General features: G+C 48.8%; 16 protein-coding genes. 11 read left to right on the top strand and 5 right to left on the bottom strand.

Translation table 11 applies throughout. The features are described from left to right. The 8 genes from ACLHR0_RS27070 to xrtN all read left to right on the top strand — a co-directional run bounded on the left by ACLHR0_RS27070 (position 1) and on the right by xrtN (position 16181). Positions 1–1572 (top strand): RagB/SusD family nutrient uptake outer membrane protein, encoded by a 1572-nt coding sequence (locus ACLHR0_RS27070; protein WP_436490854.1) that lies wholly within the window; start codon positions 1–3, stop codon positions 1570–1572. A 21-nt stretch (positions 1573–1593) separates the two neighbouring features. Beyond that, the gene (locus ACLHR0_RS27065) at positions 1594–2265 is read left to right on the top strand and encodes a fasciclin domain-containing protein (RefSeq protein ID WP_370911265.1); all 672 of its coding nucleotides are present in this window, start codon (positions 1594–1596) and stop codon (positions 2263–2265) included. 12 nt (positions 2266–2277) lie between these two features. Next, positions 2278–3237, top strand: coding sequence for a hypothetical protein (locus ACLHR0_RS27060; protein WP_429046574.1), 960 nt, complete (start codon positions 2278–2280; stop codon positions 3235–3237). Between the two features lie 73 nt (positions 3238–3310). After that, positions 3311–5497: a putative Ig domain-containing protein gene (locus tag ACLHR0_RS27055; protein ID WP_436490852.1), complete on the top strand. Its 2187-nt coding sequence runs from the start codon at positions 3311–3313 to the stop codon at positions 5495–5497. Between the two features lie 352 nt (positions 5498–5849). Beyond that, positions 5850–8264 carry a glycoside hydrolase family 127 protein gene (locus ACLHR0_RS27050; RefSeq protein WP_436490850.1) on the top strand — a complete coding sequence of 805 codons (2415 nt, stop codon included), beginning with the start codon at positions 5850–5852 and terminating at the stop codon, positions 8262–8264. Between the two features lie 12 nt (positions 8265–8276). Then, positions 8277–12233 (top strand): alpha-L-arabinofuranosidase C-terminal domain-containing protein, encoded by a 3957-nt coding sequence (locus tag ACLHR0_RS27045; protein WP_436490848.1) that lies wholly within the window; start codon positions 8277–8279, stop codon positions 12231–12233. A 100-nt stretch (positions 12234–12333) separates the two neighbouring features. Next, the gene (locus ACLHR0_RS27040; RefSeq protein ID WP_436490847.1) at positions 12334–14844 is read left to right on the top strand and encodes an XrtN system VIT domain-containing protein; all 2511 of its coding nucleotides are present in this window, start codon (positions 12334–12336) and stop codon (positions 14842–14844) included. Next, complete coding sequence (xrtN, locus tag ACLHR0_RS27035; protein WP_436490845.1) at positions 14838–16181, top strand: exosortase N; 1344 nt, start codon at positions 14838–14840, stop codon at positions 16179–16181. Before ACLHR0_RS27040 ends, xrtN begins: the two co-directional genes overlap by 7 nt. Here the strand turns inward: xrtN and ACLHR0_RS27030 are convergent. After that, positions 16171–16587, bottom strand: coding sequence for a hypothetical protein (locus tag ACLHR0_RS27030; protein ID WP_370911272.1), 417 nt, complete (start codon positions 16585–16587; stop codon positions 16171–16173). The genes xrtN and ACLHR0_RS27030 overlap by 11 nt on opposite strands. Positions 16588–16671: 84 nt before the next feature. Between ACLHR0_RS27030 and ACLHR0_RS27025 the strand changes: the two genes are divergently transcribed. After that, positions 16672–17490 carry a lysophospholipase gene (locus ACLHR0_RS27025; RefSeq protein ID WP_429060592.1) on the top strand — a complete coding sequence of 273 codons (819 nt, stop codon included), beginning with the start codon at positions 16672–16674 and terminating at the stop codon, positions 17488–17490. A gap of 30 nt (positions 17491–17520) precedes the next feature. Beyond that, entirely contained in the window at positions 17521–18303 is a 783-nt protein-coding gene (locus tag ACLHR0_RS27020; protein WP_429046581.1) for a porin family protein, read from the top strand. 54 nt (positions 18304–18357) lie between these two features. Here ACLHR0_RS27020 and ACLHR0_RS27015 read toward each other — a convergent pair whose 3' ends face one another. Continuing rightward, the gene (locus ACLHR0_RS27015; RefSeq protein ID WP_436490842.1) at positions 18358–19074 is read right to left on the bottom strand and encodes a 3-ketoacyl-ACP reductase; all 717 of its coding nucleotides are present in this window, start codon (positions 19072–19074) and stop codon (positions 18358–18360) included. A 103-nt stretch (positions 19075–19177) separates the two neighbouring features. On the opposite strand from ACLHR0_RS27015, the gene ACLHR0_RS27010 reads away from it, so the two are divergent. Further along, a complete protein-coding gene (locus ACLHR0_RS27010) occupies positions 19178–20047 on the top strand; it encodes an aldose 1-epimerase family protein (protein WP_436490841.1) in 870 nt (289 codons plus the stop codon). Positions 20048–20094: 47 nt separating this feature from the next. Here ACLHR0_RS27010 and ACLHR0_RS27005 read toward each other — a convergent pair whose 3' ends face one another. From ACLHR0_RS27005 to ACLHR0_RS26995, 3 genes are all read right to left on the bottom strand, one after another. Further along, on the bottom strand, positions 20095–20610 hold the full coding sequence (locus ACLHR0_RS27005; RefSeq protein ID WP_370911277.1) for a hypothetical protein: 516 nt from the start codon (positions 20608–20610) through the stop codon (positions 20095–20097). Positions 20611–20675: 65 nt separating this feature from the next. Further along, on the bottom strand, positions 20676–23810 hold the full coding sequence (locus ACLHR0_RS27000) for an efflux RND transporter permease subunit (RefSeq protein WP_436490839.1): 3135 nt from the start codon (positions 23808–23810) through the stop codon (positions 20676–20678). Between the two features lie 11 nt (positions 23811–23821). Further along, positions 23822–24865 (bottom strand): efflux RND transporter periplasmic adaptor subunit, encoded by a 1044-nt coding sequence (locus ACLHR0_RS26995; protein ID WP_429060586.1) that lies wholly within the window; start codon positions 24863–24865, stop codon positions 23822–23824. Position 24866: the final 1 nt, after the last annotated feature.

Here is a 24866-nt window from a genome sequence, read left to right as displayed (position 1 = left end):
ATGAAACGGACTTTTATTATCATCATTATAGTGGCAGCATTTTTATCGGGGTGTAAGAAAATGCTGAACCAGGAGCCCAAGGATACTACTTACGAGGAGAAATTCTGGAAGTCGGAAAATGATATGAAGAAGGCATTGGCAGGTGCATACGCTTCGCTGCGCGCCAATATGCTTGAGCAGGATTACTTTCATAACCTGGGCGACATGACGCTGGGTGATCAGTTTATCATCATCAGGAGCGGACCCTATTTTTCCAACTCCGACTGGAACATACAGGTGGGTAAATTTGAAATGAACTACCTGGATGTTTTCCGGAACTGGTCGAGGTTTTACAGCACTATTCTTCAAACAAACCTGATACTGGAAAAACTGCCACTGATACCGGACGATACCTTCCTCGATGATCCGGAAAAAGGCCGGAAAAACATCGCCGGACAAACCCTTTTTATCCGCTCCTATGTTTATTTTCAACTGCTCCGCACCTTTGGCGATGTACCACTGGTGTTAACACCGGATCCTGATCCTATTGCCAACAAACCACTGGCACGTACAGACAAGAACCTGGTGGTGCAGCAAATACTGAATGACCTGGATTCGGCCGCCAACTGCCTGGATATGGCATATGAAGTGGAGTCCAACAGGGGCACAGTGCCTAATAAAGCTGCGGTGATGGCGCTGCAATCCCAGGTATACCTGTGGCGCGCCTGCGTGATCAAAAAGCCGGTGTTTGAGGCCACTCCCGATATGGCCGATGTAGCCAAAGCTTCCGCACTGGTGGAAACTATTATTGGCAGTGGGTTATACGGCTTACCGGCTCCCAACGGGAAGATAGACAGCATCCAGTATGCAAAGGCATTTACCGGTAACACCCGCGAAAGTATCTTTGAATTATATACACGGTATGCTTATAACGAAGGTTCCAACAACCTGATGCCCATGAAGTTTTTAAGGATTCCCGTCCTGGCAAAAGCAGACTGGAGCGACCTGCTGCTGGGCAACAGCTTCGTTGGTAACCTGTATCCCCGCATTATTCAAACGGGACCTAATCCGGAGGATACACTACCTAATACGGATATACGCAGAAGCTTGTTTCTATATGATGCAGACGGCGCCCAACCCATCTTTACAAAATACAGTAACATTATCTATAACAATCCTAATCAACAGGCGGAACCTTACCTGGATAACAATGTTTCCCTGATCCGTTATGCAGATGTGCTACTGAACCGCATGGAAATTGCCGTGTATAAAGGACAACTGGGAGAAGCCTATTCGCAGCTGCGGAGTTTCCGCCGCTCGCGCAACCTGCCGCAGATGGACTCTGCGATGTATGTGAGCGAGTCGCCGCTGAGTTACAACAGCCTGCTGGATGAAATCATAACGGAGCGCTCACGCGAGTTGTTTATGGAAGGCCAGCTGTATTTTGATGATGTGAGAATGAAGCGGTCGATGGTTCCCTGGCTTACGCCCTCCAGGTACAACCAGGAAGGCTTCCTGCTGCCGCTGGATCCCGCGTTGTTCAATAACAACAGGTTGCTGGTACAGAATAAATACTGGGCAGGTAAAATTTAATTTTTATCCAAATTATTCATCATGAAGATCATTCATCTGTTACTCGGATCACTGCTGATCCTGGCAGCATGTAAAAAAGATAACTACCTCGTTAATGAAGGTAATACTGACGTGGAGAGGATCAGGAAGATGTCGACCTACGATTTCCTGAAGGAAAGTAAAGTGCTGGATACCGTGGTAATGCTGATTGACCGCGCAGGTATGAAAGACGAGATCAACGGCGACATCACCTTCTTTTCGCCCACTAATTTGGGTGTGACCAGTTTCCTGGCGCAGCAAACACGCGCTATCCAAAGGAAGTATAATAATGAGAACATCAAATTCACATTGGATAGTTTGACGACAGACAGTATTAAGTTCTTCCTGCGGCGGCATATATTCAAAGGCGTACTTGATAAAAAAGCCATGAGCTATACAAAGAAGAGCTTTACCAACATCAATAGTGAAGGTAATTATTTCCTGCTGCTGGAGAAGTATTATATCGATGTAAGCGGTATCCGGTCAACCACCAACAGGATACAGATACGGCGGGTATTCGGACTGGCAGATGAAGACGTACCGGATGGTACCGAGAACACGGAACCTGATTTTTACGCGTATGTGCAAACTTCTGAAGTGCGTACTGCTACGGGTATGGTGCATGTGTTAGAGGCCAACGCCAACATGGGATTTTATATTTACAGGGAAAACTAAAATAAGATGACTATGAAATATATCTTATTCGCCATCATCGCATTTGTATTGATGAATACGGCATGTAGCAAAGTGGAAGAAGGTTTTCTGAGCGATGGTATCCGTTACAAAAGTCCGGAGATATTTATTCCGAAAGGGATTACCGCCCGCTATCCCGGTATTTTATTTGATGGATCTACACCACCGGTAAAATTTGAAATGCTGGATATACGGCCGGTGGGCGGTGGCAAATTGCCGGCGGCATTTAACACCAGGTACCCGGTATGGGTATTTAAAGATAAAATGTCTTTTGACCCGGATACCGATACCACCATTGCTCTTTTACGCGCAAAACAGGACAGTTTGCAGGAGTTGCCTTTTGAGTTTAACCCGGTAAACGGCGGATTCCTGTTTAAATCGCCTTCCGCCTTTATTCCCAATGGGGTGTATGAGTTTGATGTGAAGGCAACGAATGTAAACGGGAGCAGGGTATACCAGAATCTGGCCCGGCTGCATATTGAAGATCCGGAGTATATCCGTATGACGGAAGTACCGGTGATCCCCGGTTTCGACTCTGTTACCAATACTTTCCCGGGTGAGATGAAAGGAACGATGGAATTAAAACGTGTATCCGCTACCGGTACCAAAGTGATGTTGAAGATCATGGATAAGAACGGCAAACTGTTTAATCCGAAGAACGGAGAAGTGATTACCCGTGGTGATCGTCCCTCTTTTGCTTCCTATGCGAGGTTTAACCCGGTGATTGTAACAGATACTGCACTGATCACAGACTATGCCATCGCTCCTTATCCGTCCAAGCTGATCCCGGGTTATGTAAATTACCTGATCTATTACCGCATCCCGGCGTGGTTTATTAAGATGGATGGCGCCGCTGCCAAAGCCTGGGCAGCCAATCCACGGTTTGGTTTCCAGATACTATTTGAAGGCAGCTATGAAGTGACGATAAGAATGCCTAACGTGACGAAGTTATAAGTAACTAAAGAAAGACACAATGACCGGGTGTAAGAAACATGGATGGTTTATAGTATTAATGATCTGTTTTGCTTTGCCAGCTATAGCCCAGCATCCTGATGCCCTGATGTTGAAAGGAGCGGCGTTTGCAACAGGCGACTCCCTGCAGTGGGCTGCACCAGGCTACAACGACCGGCACTGGAAGCGGATAAAAACCGGTGAAGTGTGGCAGTCGCAGGGATTCCCGGACTATCACGGATATGGCTGGTACCGTATGAAGGTGATGATTCCCCGCAGCCTGAAGCAGCAGGCTGCCTGGAAAGATTCATTGAGGATTTATCTTGCGCATGTAAATGATGTAGATGAAACCTGGCTGAATGGCGTGCGGGTAGGGCAAACCGGTAGCTTCCCGCACGACGTGGGTGGTTATGTCAGCAAGTGGCCATACATCCGGGAGTATCATATTCCGGCTTCAGACAGCGCTATCCGCTGGGACGCGGAAAACGTGATAGCTGTAAGAGTGTTTGATGGCGGTGGTACAGGAGGGATCTTTATGGGCATACCTTACGTGGATCTGCTCCGGAAAATTGATGGTATCCGGCTAACGCTGCCGGAAGACCAGATTGTGTTCCGTGATAAGAAAACATCGCTGCCAGTGAAATTGACGAATGTGTTCAATACTACGGTAAAGGGTACACTCCGCAGCGATATATTTGATATAGCGGCCGGAAAAAAGATTGCGAGCCATGTGGAGGCCATGACACTTACACCCGGCTCAAAAAGCGCGTTTATCATGGAGGCGCCTCACAGAGCGGGTATCCGTTTACGTTATTGCTTCACAGAAACGGCTACCGGGCATCAGCTAAAAGGAGAACTGGACGTGCCTTATCTCCAGACCCCGGCGCCTGCGCCTGAACCGCGGATTAACAGTGCCCCGGTGTACGGTGTTAGTCCGGGTGCGCCCGTCATTTTCAAAGTGGCGGCCACCGGAACAGCACCGCTTCATTTCCGTGCATCGGGGCTGCCGGAAGGGTTAATGATCGACAGCGTCCATGGCGTGATTACCGGCGTGGTAAAAGAGGCTGGCAATTATCGTATAGTTGTTACTGTGAGTAATGCATTGGGAGTTGCTACACAATCGCTGCTGCTCAAGGCAGGCGGTGTTATTGCATTAACGCCTCCAATGGGATGGAACAGCTGGAATTGCTGGGGACTCAGCGTGAGTGAGGAAAAAGTAAAAAGCTCTGCCCAGGCGCTGCTGGACAAGGGCCTGGCCGATCACGGCTGGAATTATATCAATGTTGATGACGGCTGGCAGCAACCCCGGCGTGCTGCCGACAGCAGCATCCTTCCTAACGGAAAGTTTCCCGATATGAAAGGGCTGGGCGATTGGCTGCATAACAGGGGATTGAAATTTGGAATGTATTCTTCTCCTGGTCCGCTTACCTGTGGCGGATTCCTGGGCTCTTACCGGAATGAGGAGAAGGACGCCGCCACCTATGCCGGCTGGGGAATTGACTACCTTAAATACGACTGGTGCAGTTACGACCAGGTGATGCCCGCCGATACCAGCCTGGAAACGTTCATTCACCCGTTCCGTGTGATGCGGCGGGCCATCCGGAAGTATCCGCGTGATATTGTGTATAACCTGTGCCAGTACGGACTGAGGGAAGTGTGGAAATGGGGTTCCCAGGTGGATGCACAAACCTGGCGCACGACAGAAGATATTGATGATACCTGGGAAAGCATGGCTGGCATCGGCTTCGGACAGTATCCACTTGAAAAGTATGCCCGTCCTGGTAACTGGAACGATCCGGACATGATGATCGTAGGGCAGGTGGGCTGGGGTGAAAACCTGCATCCCACCCGGCTTACACCGGACGAGCAATATACGCATGTTAGTTTATGGAGCTTGCTGGCCGCACCGTTGCTTATCGGGTGCGATATCAGCAGGATAGATACTTTTACGCTTAACCTGCTTACCAATGATGAAGTGCTGGCTATCGACCAGGACACGCTGGGTATGGCTGCGGGGCGACGTATAGCCACTGCGCACTATGAAGTATGGGTGAAACCGCTGGCTGATGGGAGTAAGGCGATAGGTATTTTTAATAAAGACCGGCAATACCGCCGCGTCACCGTGCCGTGGAAAGATATCGGTATGCCTGCACGGCCACAGGTAAGGAATGTATGGACCCAGCGGAACCTGGGAGCTATTCCCGTTGCCTACACCGCAGATATACCCCCGCATGGGGTAGTGCTGCTTCGCTGCAGCGACTAATAATCGGTAAATTGATAGCATAGTTATCCTGGCGGAGGTAGTAATCGATTGCAGGAAACTTCGTGACAGACAGGATTTCAGGGATTGACAAAATGTTGGGAATACTCGTTAATATCTACGCAGTATTCCTCTTTTTTTATCAATACTTTTAAATGTCATTATGACAATTATATTTGGTGGATATATTTTGCCGACCGTGAATCCATTCATGTTATGAATAACTATCTATTTTCTTATTGCCAGGAGAAAAATCAGTAAAATCCCGTGCTGGATCAGCATCTGCGGTATGACAAATAATTGTTATTTAGACAGTTATAAAACATTATATTCGAAGACTATAAAGACAAAAGGTATGAGATCATTTTGGGGAAAGGCGGCGCTGGCCGGCGCCGGTATGCTGATGGCCAACACTATCGTGCAGGCGCAGTTGCAGAAAGATTATCCGATTAAACCGGTGGCCTTTACGCAGGTAAGGGTGAATGACAATTTCTGGGCGCCGAAAATAAGAACCAACGCCAGTGTAACGATTCCGTATACGCTGGAGCAATGTAAAAAGACAGGTCGCATCGATAACTTTTTACGCGCGGCAGGTAAAATCCCTGGGGATAAGCTCACCGAATACACCTTTGATGATACCGATCTGTATAAAGTAATAGAAGGCGCTTCCTACGGGTTGCAGATGCAGCCTAATCCCGGTCTGGAAAAGTACCTGGATACACTGATCAGTATTATCGGCGCCGCCCAGGAGAAAGATGGATATCTCTATACCTTCCGCACGGTGAAAGCGGCAAAACCACATGAATGGATTGGCAGCAGGAGATGGGAGAAGGAAGAGGACCTGAGCCATGAATTATATAATTCAGGTCACCTGTTTGAGGCGGCGGTAGCACATTACCAGGCTACCGGTAAAAAAACGCTGCTTAATATTGCGATCCGCAATGCCGACCTGCTGGTACGTGACTTCGGCTGGGGGAAGGAGGAAAAATTCCCAGGCCACCAGATCGTGGAAACAGGGCTCACCCGCCTGTACCGGGTAACCGGCAATAAGTCGTATCTCGACCTGGCAAAATTTTTCCTGGACGTTCGCGGACCAGGTAGCAAATACAGCCAGGAATACAGTCAATCGAACAAGAAAGTAACAGATCAGCACGAAGCAGTAGGACATGCCGTACGTGCTACCTATATGTACACCGGTATGGCCGATGTAGCCGCCTTAACAGGTGATCGCAAATACCTGGAAGCCATTGATGATATCTGGGATGATGTGGTGGACCGGAAACTGTATATCACCGGCGGTATTGGCGCCACCGGCGCAGGAGAGGCCTTTGGTGCTGCATATGAATTGCCGAACATGTCGGCTTACGCGGAAACCTGTGCCGCCATTGCCAACGTATACTGGAACAGCCGTATGTTCCTCCTGCACGGCGATGCAAAATATATTGATGTGCTGGAACGTACACTGTACAACGGTTTGCTCTCCGGGGTATCCATCAGCGGCGACCGTTTCTTTTATCCCAACCCGCTGGCCTCTATGGGACAGCATCAGCGAAGCGCCTGGTTTGGATGCGCCTGCTGCATTTCCAATATGACCCGCTTCCTGCCTTCTATGCCGGGGTATGTGTATGCGCAGAAAGACAATGACCTGTACGTAAATCTTTTTGTGGGCGACTCCGCTACTATTCAATTGAAAGCCGGTAAAGTAAATATCGTACAGCAAACGGATTATCCCTGGAATGGAAAAGATGACATCACTATCAATACTGCCAAACCTACCACATTCTCGCTCCGGGTGCGTATTCCGGGCTGGGCGGAAAACAGGCCGGTACCAGGCAACCTGTATTTTGAAGACGACAGTTCAGCCGTAAAAATCCCCATCCTGCTCAATGGCAGCCCTATCGACTACAAGACAGAAAAAGGTTATGCGGTGATCAGCCGCTCCTGGAAGAAAGGAGATAAGGTGACACTAGAGTTCCCGATGGAAGTAAGAAAGATCCTGGCTGCCGATGCAGTAAAGGACGACCACTCCCGCTTTGCACTGGAACGCGGCCCTATTATGTATTGCCTGGAAGGACCGGATAATAAAGATGCTACCGTACAGAATATTGTAGTGGATAAACAGACATTGGTTTCTCCCGTGTATCGCCCGGATCTGCTCAGTGGGGTAATGACCCTCCAAATGCCTGGCAATTCCGCCAGCCGGCAACTGCATTCGGATTCGCTGATTAACAGCAGTCAAACGGTAACGGCTATACCCTATTTTTCCTGGGCTAACCGCGGTCCTGCTGAAATGACCGTATGGATTCCGTTTGAAGCTTCGGCTGCCCGTCCAAAACCTGCACCCACCATTGCTTCCAAAAGTAAGGTAACAGCGTCTGTAAAAAATCAGCGCATGTATATGGCCCTGAACGATCAGTACGAGCCAAAAGATTCCAAGGATAACAGCGCTCTTTACCTGCATTGGTGGCCCGCCAAAGGCACTACGGAATGGGTGCAGTATACGTTCGACAGCACTCATACCGTAAGCAGTTCCAAAGTGTATTGGTACGACGACGGTCCTTTTGGTGGATGCAGGGTACCTGCTGCCTGGAAGCTGTATTACAAGCAGGGAGCCGAATGGAAACCGGTAAATGCCAAAACGCCCTACACGGTGGAAAAGGATAAGTATAATGTGATCACTTTTGAGCCGGTAACTACTACCGCGTTAAAACTGGAAATACAATTACCGGCAGATAATGCCACCGGAATACACGAATGGATCGTTGAGTAATATATGAATCGCATGAAACAAGGCTTTCTGGCCGTTATCTGCCTGCTTGCAGGAAGTAGCTCCGCCATTGCCCAGAACAGGGCTGCAATCACTGTAAATGCCACGGAAAAGGGCGCCGCTATCCCGGCTACCCTGCACGGCGTTTTCTTTGAAGAGATCAGTCATGCCGGGGAAGGAGGACTATATGCTGAAATGGTGCAAAACCGCGGCTTTGAAGATCACCGCATTCCCGCCGGCACAAAGCTGGAAAATGGCTGGCTGGTGCCTTTCCCGCAAAAGCCGCATTTTATGCTGCATGGCCAGGTATCGGACTGGAAAATGGAATGGCCGCTGCAAAGCCGGTGGCCGGCCTGGCATGCGGAAAGCAATGCACAGCTGTCGCTGGTAACGGATCATCCGCTAAATGCCGCAACGCCGCATGCGATGCAGGTGAAGATAACCGGGAGAGGTGCAGCCCTGGTGAATGAAGGATTCTGGGGCATGAACGTGGAAAAGGGAGCCGCCTACCGGTTGTCCTTCTTCGCAAATACCGTTAAAGGCTATACGGGAAAAGTAACTGCTTCGCTGCAATCCGCATCAGGACAAGTCCTGGCAGATACCGTGTTGCAGATCAGCAGTTCCGCTTCCTGGAAAAAATATAACGCTACTCTTACGGCGAAGGGAAGTGATCCTGCCGGCCGGCTGGTACTCACTTTTCATCAAAACGGCACCCTGCTGCTGGATATGGTATCCCTGTTCCCGGTGCATACCTTCCGTGACCGCCCCAACGGCATGCGGGCGGATATCGCCACGCTCATCCAAAAAATGAAGCCTGCCTTTGTACGGTGGCCGGGCGGTTGTTACGTGGAAGGGATCACCGTGGAAAGTGCCCCCAATTGGAAAACTACGATTGGCCCGGTGGAGCAGCGCACGGCTTCGTATAGCCCATGGGGTTATTGGAGCAGTAATGGCTTCGGATATCATGAATACCTGCAATTCTGTGAAGATATCAACGCCGCCGCATTGTATGTTTTTAATGTGGGCATTTCCTGTGAATACCGCAGCGGCACCTTTGTGCCAGATGATAGCGTAGCGCCCTATATTCAAAGTGCATTGGATGCAATTGAATATGCGGTTGGTCCGGTTACTTCCCGCTGGGGAAAACAACGTGCCGCCAATGGCCACCCGGCGCCGTTTCCGCTCAGGTACGTAGAGGTGGGGAATGAGCAACATGGCCCTGATTATGCAAAGCGGTATAACCTTTTTTATGACGCCATCCACAAGAAATACCCGCAAATAGAAATTATTGCCAGCATGGGCATCGGTGATGTAAACCGCCATACCCTCGATAGTATGCAGCATACAGATATCGTGGACGAACATGCCTATAAAGATGCCGGCTGGAGCCTGCGCAACTTTGATCACTTCGATAAATACAAACGTGGCAGCTGGCAGATGTATGTAGGGGAGTATGCCACCAACGCCGGTGTGGGCAACGGTAACATGCAGGCGGCCCTCAGCGATGCCGTGTATGTAATGAGCATGGAGAAAAATGCCGACCTGGTAAAGATGAGTAGCTATGCACCTTTACTGGTCAATGAACATGATGTGGACTGGCCGGTGAACCTCATTCACTTCAACGCAGGCGCCAGCTTCGCAAGGATCTCCTATTACACGCTCAACATGCTCAATGATCATAAAGCCACTTTCAACTACCCGGTAACAACCACCCTGCTGCCGGAAAAGAATGTAACACCGAAATTTTCAGGAAGTATTGGTCTCGCTACCTGGGATACAGAAGCAGAATATAAAGATATCACCGTCGTACAACAGGGAGATACGGTGTATAACAGTCGCCTTGATCCGCAGCTAACCGGCTGGCTCCCGGTAAGGGGCAACTGGGAAAAACAATCCGGCCTGCTGGCGCAAACAGCTGCCGGTGCGCAACAACTGGCTATCTTGAAAGGTCGCCACTTTAACGCCTATACGTTGTCGCTCAAAGCCCGTAAAACCGGCGGGGTCAATGCCTTTATTATTCCTTTCGCAGTAAAGGATACCAATACCTGCTTACGCGCACATATAGGCTCCTGGCTGAATTCCAATGCCATGTTCGAAAGTCTTACCAACGGATACGACGTGGCCGGTATCAGTAATCCGGTGCGCCTGAAAGCCCCGTTAGAATCCGGCCGCTGGTATGATATCCGCCTCGAGGTAAGCAATGATGAAGTGAAATGTTTTGTAGATAATTCACTGCTCATGACCTACCGCGAGCCGCAAAAATTATTTTCCATTGCAGGCCGGGATGAAAAGAACGGCGATATCATCCTCAAGATCGTGAATGCCGGTGAAAGTGTCGTAGATGCAGATATCCGGCTGGAGGGAGCTTCTGTGAGTCCCGTTGCACAAGTGATTACATTAACGGCAGATAAACCGGATGCAGAGAATTCATTTGCATCGCCGGAAGCCTATACACCGCATACTTCTACTATTCGAAATGCAGCGGCACAGTTCAACTGGAGCGTACCCGCATTGTCGGTGAATATTATCCGCCTGAAATCACCGCGCATAGCGTTCAATGTGCGCATGCCTGATCCGGCTGCCGGTGTATATGAAGTGGAAATGAACTATAAAACAGACAGCACCACCCACACCACGGTGAAGCTCCCGGTGTGGACACCCGGTTACTATCAACTGATGGACTATGCCGGACAGGTAAAAGATTTTCATGTATATAACACCGCTAATGATACATTGCGGTGGCATAAAACAAACGCCAACAGCTGGGAGATCGTTCATACACCCGGCGCTGAGATAAAGATCACTTATAAGATAAGCGCCCACCGCAATTTTGTAGCGACCAGCTACCTCGATAGAGATCACGGCTATATTACACCGGCGGGTGTTTTTATGCACCCGGAAGGGAAAACAGGAAGTCCCGTTGTGCTCACCGTGCAGCCATATGGCAACTGGCAGGTGGCTACGGGAATGGATACACTCAGTAAGCATACTTATACAGCCGCCAGCTATGATGTGCTGTACGACAGCCCCCTGCTGATGGGGGAGCTGGAATCTTTTCCCGCCTTTAAAGTAAAAGGGATTCCTCATTATTTTACGGCCTTTCAGCCAGGTAACTTCAACCGCGCCCGGTTCATGGACGACCTGGAAAAGATAGTCAACACGGCAGCCGGAATCATCGGGGATATTCCCTACAACCACTACACGTTTCTGGGAATCGGACCAGGCCAGGGTGGGATAGAGCATTTGAATTCAACAGCCGTATCTTTTACCGGCGACGAATTAAATGATAAAGCAGCGCGTCAGCGTACCTATAGTTTCCTGGCACATGAATATTTTCATCATTATAATGTGAAGCGGATCCGCCCGGTGGAACTGGGACCTTTTAATTATGATGCTGCTAATCGTACCAAACTGTTGTGGGTGTCGGAAGGGTTCACTGTCTACTATGAGTACCTGGTGCTGCAAAGGGCTGGATTAATGTCAGGCGCCAACCTGCTGCAGGCGTTGCACGGGCATATACAGTCGTGTGAGCAACGTCCGGGCAATAGAGTACAATCTGTTACCGCTGCCAGCTATGAAACCTGGGATGATGGTCCTTTTGGCGGTGATCCGGCCAAAACTATTTCCTGCTATGAAAAAGGACCGGTGCTTGCCTTCCTGCTGGATCTGCGGATCCGCCATGCTACCCACAATCAGCAATCGCTGGATGATGTGATGCGGACTTTATACCGTCAATATTATTTGCAACTGCAACGTGGATTTACACCGGAAGAGTTCCGGGAGACATGTGAAACCATTGCCGGCCAATCCCTGGCCGACTTCTTCATATATGTGGAAACGCCCGCTCCTGTTAACTATCAGCAATACCTGTCTTACGCTGGATTAACGATGAATAAGGCCGGCATACATGCACTTCCTGCTGCCAACACCCTGCAACTGGATATCCGTAAAGCATACGGTATAACGGATTAATTCTCCCTGCGTCTTCTGATCTAGTGAATCTTTTATTTATACTTTGTAACGCAAAGTACTTTTTGTTTCATACATTTGAGGCGTATTCAAATCATCTATAATGGAAGTCACTACCTCCAGAACCTTGCCGGCGCCTTATGTGTTCGGCCTGACACTGTTATGTTTTGCCCTTTTCGCGAAGTGCTATTCCTGCTTTTTACCGGAAGGCACAGAAGCTTCATTCATCATTACACACCTGCTAACGTTACTTTATTTCTTCAGCTGCTGGATCGGCGGCTTTCTTAAACCATGGGAGGGGAGAAGGAAAGTGATGTCTGTATTCGTGGTGCTGTTGCTCACTGATGCCTATACAGTAAATGACAGTATCCGTCTGTTTGAGTCTTCAGCCACCTGGCTAGTGGTCATGCTGATTTTTATTTGTGTCAATATACTGGCATTTGCATTTTTTGAAAGATGGCCGGAATGGATGAAATACCTGCAATGCGCGGTGCTTGGATTTACAATGCTGTTGCCTTTCTACCTCGCTGTTTACCTGGTACCGGTGTATCTTGTCAGCATGATTGCCCTGATTGCCATCGGGCTTTCTATCGTTACGTTTTCGCCCATTTTTGTGCTCTGGTTTAACTTCCGGATGGTGAGAAATCTCATATGGCCGGTGTACCGTTACCGGCTCATTTACTTATGGTCAGGTGCACTGGCATTCGCAACGTTGGTGCTGTATTCCGTAATATATATAGCAGACAAAAGTAAAATGGAACACGCCTACAACAACAGCCATGTTGCAGTAAGGGATGAGTTGCCGCCCTGGATCCGGGCCGCGCAGGAAGCACGGATTGATTTTATAACAGCACAGCTGCTGAAAACAGGTATTGTTTATACCAGCCCGGGTATCCGGTCGGGTTTCAATCTTTGGAGTACGCCTACCAGGGAGTTCGGTGAAAAGCTGACGCATGATCCCCTGTTTATGACCGCGGGCGCCCTGTTTGGCACTATTGCTATCCCTGAAGAAGACCGGCTGAAGATGCTGAATGTAATGTTTGATAAAAGACATTATGCAGTAGACCGCTACTGGAGCGGGAAAGACCTGGTAACTACCAGTGTGGGCACAACCGCCGACATCTGGCCACAGTATCACCTGGCATACACGGAAAATACCTACACGGTTAAAAATATTCCGAAACAGCGATGGAGTAACAGCCAGGAGGCGATCTATACATTGCATTTGCCGGAAGGCGCAGTGGTTACCTCCCTCTCGTTGTGGATCAATAACCATGAAGAAAAAGCCATCCTCACTACCCAGGCAAAAGCTGCAGAAGCCTATTCGGAAATCGTTGGCAGGCAACGTCGTGATCCGTCGGTGGTACACTGGCAGGAAGGCAACCGCGTAGTAGTGCGTGTATTTCCGGTGCCGCAAAATGAAGAACGGAAATTTAAGATCGGGATTACCTCTCCGCTGAAAGTACAACAGGGTAAACTGGTGTATCAACCGGTATGGTTTGAAGGGCCGGCATATGAGGGGGCGCGTTATGAAGTAAAACTGAATATGGATAAATGGCCCGGAGGACTGAATTATCCGGCCGGGTTTTATAGGGATAAAGAGAAGACGGTTGGCAAAATCGGGAAGTATAATGCGGACTGGGAGTTAACAATGCCTGATGAGGCAATAAACAATGCTGCCTTCAGCTTTAACGGTGAGCGATATACGTTGTTACCTTACAAGCCATCTTATGAATTTTTTGCACCGGAGAACTATTACCTGGATGTAAATCATAGCTGGAATTATGATAATTACCGAGAGATCCTTACCCAACTGAAAGGTAAGAAAGTATGGATGTTTCATCCCCGGAACGGAATGATAGCAGTGAACGAAGAAAACAGGAAGGATCTTTTTAACGAATTGCACGACCAGCGTTTCTCCCTCTTTCCGTTTTATAAAATAATAAATCCTCCAACAGCACTGGTGATCAGCAGTTCAGACAATATTTCGCCTCAGCTCAGCGACCTGGAAAGTTCCGTTTTCAGGAGTAATCTGCGCAGTTTTTTATCTCACGGGAAAATAAGATTATATCATATAGGTAACATCCTGAGCCCTTACCTGGCTACGTTGAAAGAATCACGGTCACTGGTATACGAAAATGGATCCACGAATCAGTTGCTGTCACAATTACGCAACAACAGCTTCCTGCGGCAAGAGGAGGATAGCCAGCAGCTGATCATGGAAGATGCGCGTATCCGCATTGCCCGCAGCACGGGCAGTATGCAAACACAGGGACCCGACCATCTGGCGCGCCTCTTTGCCTATAATTCCATTCTGAAGGATCTGGGACCAAAAGTTACAGGAGAGGATCTGTCTTCAGAAACAGCGCTGATCAATACTGCAAAAGCTGCTTACGTGGTAACACCATTGTCGAGTTTGATTGTACTCGAAACGCAGGCCGACTATGATAAATTTGAGATCAGCGATGATGTAAACAGCCTGAAGAACGCCTCTCTTAAAGGGCATGGGGCCGTACCCGAACCGCATGAATGGGCACTCTTCATAATAGCGATAGGTATACTCGCCTATGTGCGGTTCGAAAAATTATTTAATCGGAAAAGAAGCGTATGCTAACGTTACCGCATATACGGTTATTAACGGGAAGAACAAAACTGCCGGTATTGATACTGCCGGTGGTTTATACGATAACTGGTGTATTGCAGTTGCAACATTATTTTTCCTGGAAGAGTACTTTCTTTATGTTGTGTGTAATAGCGATGGGAGTGGTGTTTCAGCCCGACCGGTCACGCCCCGGAAGTACCCGTTGCGGTTGGATAGCATTATTCTTTTTGTTACTGTCGTGGCAGATCCCTGTATTAACTATCCGGTATGCCACGCTTATCACCGCCTTATTTTTTGTAACAGAATATTTCTTGGGGAGATTACAAACGCTCACTTTCATCACGGCTGCGCTCATTGCGCCGGCAATTGATTTTATGGTCAATGTATTCACTTTCCCGATCAGGCTATGGCTCACGGGTGTGGCTGGTAATATACTGGCGGGCATAAACCCGGCCGTTACCACCGCAGGTAATATGATCCTGCTGGGAAGTAATGTGTTCAGTGTAGACCCCGCCTGTATGGGTTTACAGATGATGCTCACCTCGCTGCTCTGCGGCGTGATGCTGATAGCCCTTTATCAACGCCGTTATCAGAAAGTATTGTCGTTTACCGCAATCCTGGTGGTGTTACTGGCTATTACCGGGTTAAATATAACTGCTAACCTGTTCCGCATTATACTGCTGGTGCAGTTTGCCTTACCGCCGGAAGCAATGGCGCATGATGCTATGGGGATTGCCACACTGCTGATCTATGTAATCCTTCCCTTACTGCCGGGTGTTAAATGGATGCTGCAACGCTATGGAAAGGCAAAGCCCGTGCATACCGGCGTGCAACCGCCACCGTTATATGGCTGGTTGTTACACGGCGTGCTGGCCATAGGCATTATCGGTGGGCACTTTTTTATGCAGGAAAAACAGGCCGCTTCCGGCGAAATGGACCAGCAGGTAAAACATTTGCCCGGCTACAGCTACGCTGTATTGGACGATCATGTTATCAAACAAACCAGGGCCAACGCATTATTGTATGTAAAAGGAATTCCGGGCTTTTATTTTACAGATCACCAGCCGATGATTTGCTGGAAAGGAAGTGGCTTTGGGTTTTATAAAATAGCGGAAGTAACGATAGCGGACACGAAAGTATATACTGCTGAATTACAAAAAGAGAACACTACGTTATACACTGCCTGGTGGTACGAAAGCCGTACCCGCCACAGCAACAGCCAGCTTGAATGGAGATGGGATGCACTCTGCAGCGGGAATAGTTATTACCTGGTAAATATTACGGTGGAAAAGAAATCATTATTGGAACCGGAAATACAAACCTTGTTGCATACACGCCTTATTCAGTGATTACTTCTGCTTCTTCTTTATGCCTGGGTTGATAATACAGGTAGAAATAGGCCAGTATAAGAATCCCGGTTACAAAAGGAATCAGCGCCAGGTGTTTAAAGGTAATATCGCCCGTAATTACCTGTGTATCGAAATGAAAAAATTCACTGATCATCCAGTAGGAGTTGGCCGCAATCCACACAGAGATCGCCACATTATGACACAGCTCCGACATGAACTGGCGGGTACGCCAGGCGATCACGATAGAAATGATCAGGGTGGGAAAGATCATCGCTACGCCCAGGGGCTTCCATATCATGCACCAGCTGATATCTTTCAATAGCCAGAAAACAATATGCAGGTTTTCCATCTTACGGTAACTTAAAGGAATGCTGTATACCGGCGAAGTGGTGGCTTGTTTGCTCATGTGTGTTATTCAGTTAATTTTATCTGGTTGAAATAGGGCGTAAAGATATTCTTTATCTTCGTTTCTGCACCAGCATCTCCGGCTATGAATGAATTTCACTGGTTTTATCAGCGTACCAGGTTTCACGGTATCATCTGGAGCCCCGAAAACTCCGGGCGGGTTATGATCATTGTACATGGCATCGGGGAGCATATTGGCCGCTACGACCAGGTAGCCTCTTTTTTCATGAAGGAAGGATATACAGTGATCGGCATCGACCATTATGGCCACGGTAAAAGTGATGGCGCCAAAGGCGCTTCCAAAGGCTTTGATTTTATGTTCGATTATTTGCAGAGCTTCGTGCGTTATGTGGCGGATACCTATCACAAACCGGTGGTGATGTACGGCCATAGTATGGGCGGCGGCGTGCTCACTGGCTTTTTACTCCGGCGGCAGCCCGATATACTGGCGGCGGTGATCTCCGCGCCGGCTTTGATTATTGGCATGCGCCCCGGCGGTTTCCTGAAAGGAGTACTGAAAGTGGCCAGTGCCATCGCCCCCAATATCCGGATCAAACAGGGGCTGGACATCAACAAAATTTCACATGATAAGGCGGAAGTAGAAAAATTCAGGGCAGATCCCCTGCGGCATGATAAACTGAGCCTGCGACTGGCCAATGATATGATCCAAAACGGCGCCTGGTGCCTGTTGCATGCGGCTGAACTATGCGTGCCTTCCCTGCTTATCCACGGTAATGCCGACGAATTTACCGCTGTGGAAGGCTCCCGCTTATTTGCTGAAAGGGCGCCATCGGCCTTGCTTACCTACCGCGAGTGGGAGGGCATGTACCATGAAATGCATAACGAACCCACCAGCCGTGAGGTATTATTGTTTGTAGCAGGTTGGCTGAGTAATGTGAGATAAGTGTTAAATTCGATATACAATCTATTTACTATGAAACACTATCGCTCTTACAAATGGCTCCTGCCTGCCCTCTTGCTATTTTTCGGTTTACAGGCAAAGGCGCAGGTCGATCTCGGTGTCCGCGGAGGCATCAGTATTCCGAATCTTACTGCCGGCGGTAGTGAGAGCAACCCACTCAACACCGGTTACAGCTCCCGCCAGGGGCCGGATTTCGGTATCCTCGGTGAATACCACGTCAGCAAACTGTTTTCTATTGAAGCCATGATTTCCTACTCTTCGCAGGGTGGTAAAAAAGAAGGGCTTCAGGCATTCCCGTTCCCGCCTGAAATGGCAGCCGCATTGCCTCCCGGTATGCCTGCGCCAACCTACCTGTATGCCAATTTCGAAAGCCAGGCAAAACTGAACTACCTGATGGTCCCCATCCTGGCTAAATTTGGCTGGAACCTGGGACCTACCTCACCGTTACGCCTCTACGTGGATGCCGGCCCGTTTTTCGGCTTCCTCCTGAGCGCTAAACAGGTTACCAGCGGCAGCAGCATCCTTTACCTCGATGAAGAAGGGAAACAGCCGATTACGCAGCAGCCTCAGTCTTTCGACAGAACAACAGACATCAAAGACCAGTTACATACTTTCAATCTAGGAGTAAGTGGAAACGTAGGACTGGCCTATATTTTTGGCCGTCACCAGGTATTTGTGGAAGGGGGTGGAAACTATGGCTTCCTCAATATCCAGGAAGGCAGTGCTAATGGTAAAAATAATACCGGCGCCGCTACTGCCTCTATCGGATACGCCTATCGTATTTGTAATAAATAAGCGGATTATCTTGTTTCAGCAGAACAGCGCCTGCTGAAACAAGGATCCCCGCGTTTATGGATTGGTAGACCATAACCCCGCTGATTTCACCAGCACCCTTCTGTTCAGCGTCAGCTGCGCCACTACAAATTCCGCCAGGTCTTCCGGCTGCAATACTTTGTCCGGGTTCCCATCCGTTAAGTTCAGGTCTTTTGCCATATCCGTCGCAATAGTGCTCGGCGTTAAGGCGCTTACCCGGATATTATGTTTCCTTACTTCCAGCATCAGCGATTCTGTTAAGCCCAGCAGGCCGAACTTGGAGGCGCTGTAAGCGCTGGTAAGTGGTGCGCCCCGTTGTCCCGCAGTAGAAGATATATTGATAATGTCGCCGGTTTTTCTTTCTATCATACCCGGTAATACCGCCCGGGTTACATAATACACGCCCAGCAGGTTTACCCGGATGATCTGCTCCCATTGAGCAGGTTCCAGTTCCATGAAATTGCCAAAAGCAGCAATGCCGGCATTGTTGATCAGGATATCAGGTTCCCCCAGCTCTTTTGTCAGCTGGGCCACTGCCTCATTTACCGCCAGCAGATCGCTCACATCTGCAGTTGCGTAAGCTGCTTTTACGCCTATACTACTGATTTCTTTTGCCACGGCCTCCAGTGAACCGGCACTACGCCCCAACAGGGCTATATCCACGCCTTCCTGTGCCAGCGCCACTGCCAGCGCCCGGCCTATACCTTTGCCCCCACCGGTGATCAGGGCTTTTTTTCCTTTTAATGATTCCATAATGCCTTCGCTTTGTAAGGTTAAAAAATACCTGGCAAAGGTACAAAGCTTTGTTCCATTTACAGCCTATCTTCGCATGGATCCATTATAACAGCTTCAGACTATGATACAGATTTCCAACGAAAAACTCACCGTACTGGTGAACCCCCAGGGAGCAGAACTACAGAGCATTGTGAGGAAAGATACCGGCCTCGAATATTTATGGAGTGGCGACCCCGCCTTCTGGGGTAAAAAAAGCCCCGTGTTATTCCCCATCGTCGGCGGCCTGAAAGAGAATACCTATCAATACCGCGGAGAGCTCTACACGCTCGGCCGCCATGGTTTTGCCAGGGAACAATTGTTTACGGTGTCAGAACAGGGAGCGGAATACGTCAGTCTCCGTCTTTCGGATAATGAAACTACCCGTAAAGTATATCCTTTCCGTTTCGACTTTACCATCCAGTACCTCCTGCAGGACGATCAGTTACAGGTAACCTACCAGGTGCTCAACCGCGATGATAAAACCCTGTTCTTCTCGGTAGGCGCCCACCCGGCCTTTAAATTGCCACTGGTGCCGGATACAACGTATGAAGATTATTACCTGTATTTTAATAAAGAAGAAGAAGCAGGGATCTGGCCATTGTCGGCTGGCGGACAGGTAGAAACCGCACCTGTTCCATATCTTCAGCATACGCATGAACTGCCGCTTAAGAAATCCCTGTTTTATAATGATGCCCTGGTATTTAAAAACCTGGCCTCCACGGCCATCAGCATTAAAAGCAACCGTACACCGCACGGCTTAACACTGGCCTTTGAAGGTTTTCCGTACATGGGCATATGGGCGGCTAAAGATGCGGACTTTGTTTGTATTGAACCCTGGTGCGGCATTGCCGACAGCGTAAATGCGACCGGGGAACTGGAAGAGAAAGAGGGGATCAACCGGCTGGCGCCGGATGGACTGTTTGAAAGAACATGGACAGCAACGATATTCTAAAGAGATAAAAAAAAGCTGGCAGTTGTAACTACCAGCTTTTTTTATCTTTAAAAATTATATCCGGCTTTCAGGCCAAAGAAACTTCTGGTGCCATCTTTAAACCATGCTTCATACTTGGCTTCCACATCCAAACCCAGTACGCGGATACCAACACCGGGAGCTACCAGTCCGCCTACGCCGCTGTAGTTTTTACCGGTATACTGAACAGTACCGCCTTCTAACTTCACATAAAGAATAGAGATCAGGTTGTACCGCAATCCCAAACGGATAGGTACTACGTTGTAGTCCGGATAGTCGCCGGTTACAGTGCCTGTGTTAAAGCTCTTACCGCCAAAATGAAAGTAGCTTACGGAACCCACAGCAGTTAAACCTGCTATCAGCTTTACATCAGCGCCCAAACCAACACCATAACCGGTATTGTGGGTATCACCGAAGTCGCCTACCGGGAAGCCTGCTTCAACAAAAGGACCGATACTGAATCGTTTCAATTGTGCCTGTGACGACTGTGAACTGATACAGATCATCAGGAGCATGGTTGCAAATGCCAGGAAGATTTTTTTCATAAGAACTAATTTTCAGAGGATTGGTGACTGCAAATTAGCCATAAAAGTAAGGAACTAATTGCTAATTACGAATTGTGAATTATAGCATGCGGCGCTAATATCACTTCCTCCTCTTCCAGGTCCTGCCGTTTTTGTGAACTATGTCCGTTGTTGTTAATAGCTTCAATCCTCGGCGGAATCAGTTTATACACCACCGGTGTAACGATACGCGACAACAAAGTAGAGCTGATCAAACCACCGATCAATACAATGGCCAGCGGCGCAATCAGTGGATTGGTGGATATCGCCACGGGAATTAATCCACCAATAGCCGTGAGGGAAGTGAGCACAATAGGAAGGAACCGTACCTCGCCGGCTTCCCTGATAGCGGCTTCCAGGGGCTTGCCCTGCATCCGCAACTGGTTGGTGAAGTCTACCAGCAAAATGGTGTTCTTCACTTCAATACCCGCCAGTGCTATCAGCCCGATGATCGCTACAAACGACAGCGAGTTGCCGGTGAGCCATAACCCCATGGCAGCACCCACAATACCCAAAGGTATTACTGATAAAACAATGAGCATACTCTTAAACGTTTTGAACTGCAGGATCAGCACCGCCACAAAAAGGAAGATCGTCACAATGATCACACTCATAAATCCGCCAAAGGAATTTTTCCGGCTTTCTACTTCTCCTCCCATCTCGTAAGTATATCCCGCAGGCAGTTTCAGCGCATCCATTTGTTTTACCACATCTTCTATCACCCGGTCGGTCAGGAAGCCCTTCTTTATAAAGGCGCTTACTGCTACTACCCGGTTCTTCTCCTGGTGTTTAATAGTTAAGGGAGATGTTTCCAGCTGCAGCTGTGCCACCTGTGAAAGCGGAATCGCGGTTCCCTGGCTGTTGTTCACGTACAGATCCCTGAATACATCCAGTGTGGGTTGGGCCGTTTTCTGCTTGGTAAGCAGGATGTCGTAGTCATTATCATTCTGGTCATTATATTGGCCCAGGTTAATACCGGCCACGGCTAAACGTACTACCCTGTCAATATTGGCGGTGGGAATACCCAACTGCTGCGCCTTTTCACGGTCTATCCGCACCCGGATATCCGATTTCAGGTTACTTACCGGGTTGTTGATATAGATGGTGCCCTGGGTTTTCTCCAGCATCTTTTCCACATTACCGGCTAAAGATCGTAAGGTGTCCAGATTATCTCCGAATAGCCGTACTTCTACTGGCGCCACCATCGGCGGACCCTGTTCAAAGTTTTTTACTTCTACTTTGGCGCCGGGATAGGGCGTCCACTTTTTACGGAGCGATTCAATCAGCTTGTTTTTGTCAGCCGGACTGGTATGGGGGGCCAGTTGCACAAAGAGCTGTGCATAGTCACTTTTTTCATTTTCCTGTAATTCGTTGTAATAGATGCGGGGATTTCCCTTGCCGATATTACTGGCATAAGAGCTTACCATCTTTTCCTGCTTCAGCTCTTTTTCTATCTGCTGTACAATACTGTTGGTATAGTGCAGGTTCGACTGTGGCGGTGCAAAAATATTGATCAGAAACTGTGGCTTTTCTGAGGCCGGGAACAGGCTGAAACCAATCACCTTAAACAACCCGATAGAGGCGCCAAAAATTACCAGTGATACCACAATCGTGATCACCGGGCGATGCAGTGCTTTGTCGAGCAGCTTTGCATAACTGCCATGGATCAGCTTTTTGAGCAAACGCATAAACAGGTTGCCTTCAGGATTACCGGTATGCTCCTTCAGCAAACGGCTGGAAAGGAATGGAATAATAGTCAGTGACACGGCCATAGATGCCAGTACACTGAAGATCACCGCCAGCGGCAGACTGCGGATAAAGTCACCGCTGCCTTCCGGCATAAATACCAGCGGCATAAACGAAATCACCAATGCCGCGGTACAGCCTATTACCGCCAGCCCTATCTGTGAGGTGGCCTTCAGTGTGGCGTCCATACGGCTATGCCCTTCCAGCATCCATCTTTCTATATTCTCCACTACCACAATGCTATCATCTACCAGCAATCCCAATGCTACTACCAGTCCTACGATACTCAGCTGGTTCAGGCTATAGCCAAACAGCTGCAGCAATACAATACCGATCGACAAAGACAGTGGAATAGAGATCATCACAATGAGTGCAGGCCGCTGACCCAGCGGGAGCAGGGTAAAGGCTACCAGCAGGATAGCAATGATAAAATCTTTTCCCAGGCCACTTAAACGGCTGTTTACGGCGTCGGCCTGGTCGAAGTATTGCACCATATCGATATTGGCAGGTAAGGTTTTCTTGAACTTTTCGATCACCGGTTTGTAGGCGATCTGTGTTTTGGTAATATTTTCACCGGATTTCTGAGCAGCAGATACTACCACGCACCGGTGCCCGTTCAGCCGTACAAAGTACTTCTCATCTTCAAAACCATAGTATACACGTGCGATATCTTTCAGGAAAACATTTTTCCCATTACCGGCAGATACAATCGTGTTGCTGATTTCATCGAGGTGCTGATAATTACCGCTGGTTTTGATATTGAAGCTTTTATCACCTGCATCGATACTGCCGCCGGGTATATTGGCCATTTCACTTTGCATAGCTGCCATTACGGTATTCACCGGCAGGTGGAGCTGCGCCATTTTATCTAATTGCAGTTCTACCCTTACCTGTTGTTCCGGCAAGCCATGCAGCTTTACGTTTTTCAGGGAAGGTACTTTTTCCAGTTCGTCCTGCAGCTTATCAGCGTAGTAGCGGAGTTTGTCCCTGGAGGTATTTTCAGAGATTAACGCTATTTGCAGGATATTTACATCAGAGGGTTCCTGTTTCTGCACTTCAATGCTGTAAATATCTGCCGGCAGTTCCTGCCGTTTGTTGTTTACCTCTCTCACCAGCTCCTGGTATTTCTGGTCTACGTTGGAGCTGTATTTATATTCCACGTGCATAACGGCCACACCGTCGCTGATGGAGGTACGAACACGTTTCATATCATCCAGTCCGTAGATTTCTTTTTCCATTGGATCTACCACCAGGTCTTCCATATCTTTAGGACTTGTACCCGGATACACTACAACGATATTAAATTGCGGGGATCTCAGTTCCGGATCTTCCGAGCGGGGCATATTGAGGATGGTGGTGATGCCCAGCACAATGATCATTATGAATATTACCAGCGTGAACTGGTAATTTTTGACGGCATATCTGGCTATTTTCATGATCGTAATAGTTATTGGATGATACGGATAGGTGATTGATCCTTCAGGTAGGCGCTGCCGGAAATGATGAGTGCCTTTGCCTGTTCCATGCCGGTGCTGATGAGTACATTTTCTTTTTCCATCCCTGCAATGGTAACGGGTATCTTCTGTGCGGTTTTATTGTCGTTGGTTACAAATACAAAACCGCTGCTGCCGTTTCCATCCAGGAGGGAGGCGTATGGAATGCTCCATGCGGTGCTGCCGGAAGCTGCACCGGCCTGAATATGACAGCGGCCAAACATGCCGGCCGCGATAGCGGCGGGCTTGCTGCCGGTGAGTTGTACATCAATGAGGAAGGTGCCGCTTTGTGCATCAATGCCTTCAGATTTACGTGTAACCATGCCAGTGAGGCTGTCGCCGGGGATACCGGATATTTCGATACTGGCTTTATCACCGTTTTTCACCTGCGCCCATTCCCTGTCGCTCACGCCTACACGAAGTAACCAGTGGGAGCTGCTGGCGCCGTTGGTTTCTAATACCGGCGTACCTGCATTTACCATTTGGCCGCTGCTGACCAGTTTATGCAGTACATAACCATCCTGGGTGGCGTGGATAGCGGAGAAGCTGCGGTTAAACTGGGTGGTGCTCAGTTGCTGCCGTGCCTGGTCCATCGTGGTTTTGCTGTTTTCCAGCTGTTCCTGTGTAGCCACGCTGTCGTTATGTAACCGCACAATGCGCTGATAATCGCGCTGGGCTTTCTCAAATGCCAGCTGGTCTTTTTGCACCTGTGCATTTATTTCTGTAAGATTGAGCGTCGCCAGTAGTTGTCCCTTATGTACTTTATCACCTTCCTTTACGAGGATGCTGCTGATGATACCGTTGGTTTTGAAGGAAAGATATACTTCATCGTCGGTGGTAAACTGACCGGAAGCATTGATCGTAACGGCGGTTCCCTGTTTTTCCAGCGGCATGATTTTTACCGGGATGGTATCGGAAACAGTGGTGGTTGCTGCCGGTTTGCTGCCGCAGGAAAACAGCAACAGGGAAAAGGGCAGCAGGAGCAATGTATTTTTCATG

The sequence above is a fragment of the Chitinophaga sp. ARDCPP14 genome, assembly GCF_051362515.1.
GTDB lineage: Bacteria > Bacteroidota > Bacteroidia > Chitinophagales > Chitinophagaceae > Chitinophaga.
Note: the sequence above shows the minus strand (reverse complement) of the source record. Positions and strands in the feature narration are given on the sequence as shown.

Bases quoted from the DNA above. Each gene is read 5' to 3' on its own strand.
- ACLHR0_RS27060 (WP_429046574.1), top strand. From the start codon at position 2,278: ATGAAATATATCTTATTCGCCATCATCGCATTTGTATTGATGAATACG.
- ACLHR0_RS27010 (WP_436490841.1), top strand. From the start codon at position 19,178: ATGATACAGATTTCCAACGAAAAACTCACCGTACTGGTGAACCCCCAG.
- ACLHR0_RS27040 (WP_436490847.1), top strand. From the start codon at position 12,334: ATGGAAGTCACTACCTCCAGAACCTTGCCGGCGCCTTATGTGTTCGGC.
- ACLHR0_RS27065 (WP_370911265.1), top strand. From the start codon at position 1,594: ATGAAGATCATTCATCTGTTACTCGGATCACTGCTGATCCTGGCAGCA.
- ACLHR0_RS27000 (WP_436490839.1), bottom strand. From the start codon at position 23,810: ATGAAAATAGCCAGATATGCCGTCAAAAATTACCAGTTCACGCTGGTA.
- ACLHR0_RS27005 (WP_370911277.1), bottom strand. From the start codon at position 20,610: ATGAAAAAAATCTTCCTGGCATTTGCAACCATGCTCCTGATGATCTGT.
- ACLHR0_RS27025 (WP_429060592.1), top strand. From the start codon at position 16,672: ATGAATGAATTTCACTGGTTTTATCAGCGTACCAGGTTTCACGGTATC.
- ACLHR0_RS26995 (WP_429060586.1), bottom strand. From the start codon at position 24,865: ATGAAAAATACATTGCTCCTGCTGCCCTTTTCCCTGTTGCTGTTTTCC.
- ACLHR0_RS27045 (WP_436490848.1), top strand. From the start codon at position 8,277: ATGAAACAAGGCTTTCTGGCCGTTATCTGCCTGCTTGCAGGAAGTAGC.
- ACLHR0_RS27070 (WP_436490854.1), top strand. From the start codon at position 1: ATGAAACGGACTTTTATTATCATCATTATAGTGGCAGCATTTTTATCG.
- ACLHR0_RS27030 (WP_370911272.1), bottom strand. From the start codon at position 16,587: ATGAGCAAACAAGCCACCACTTCGCCGGTATACAGCATTCCTTTAAGT.
- ACLHR0_RS27020 (WP_429046581.1), top strand. From the start codon at position 17,521: ATGAAACACTATCGCTCTTACAAATGGCTCCTGCCTGCCCTCTTGCTA.
- xrtN (WP_436490845.1), top strand. From the start codon at position 14,838: ATGCTAACGTTACCGCATATACGGTTATTAACGGGAAGAACAAAACTG.
- ACLHR0_RS27050 (WP_436490850.1), top strand. From the start codon at position 5,850: ATGAGATCATTTTGGGGAAAGGCGGCGCTGGCCGGCGCCGGTATGCTG.
- ACLHR0_RS27015 (WP_436490842.1), bottom strand. From the start codon at position 19,074: ATGGAATCATTAAAAGGAAAAAAAGCCCTGATCACCGGTGGGGGCAAA.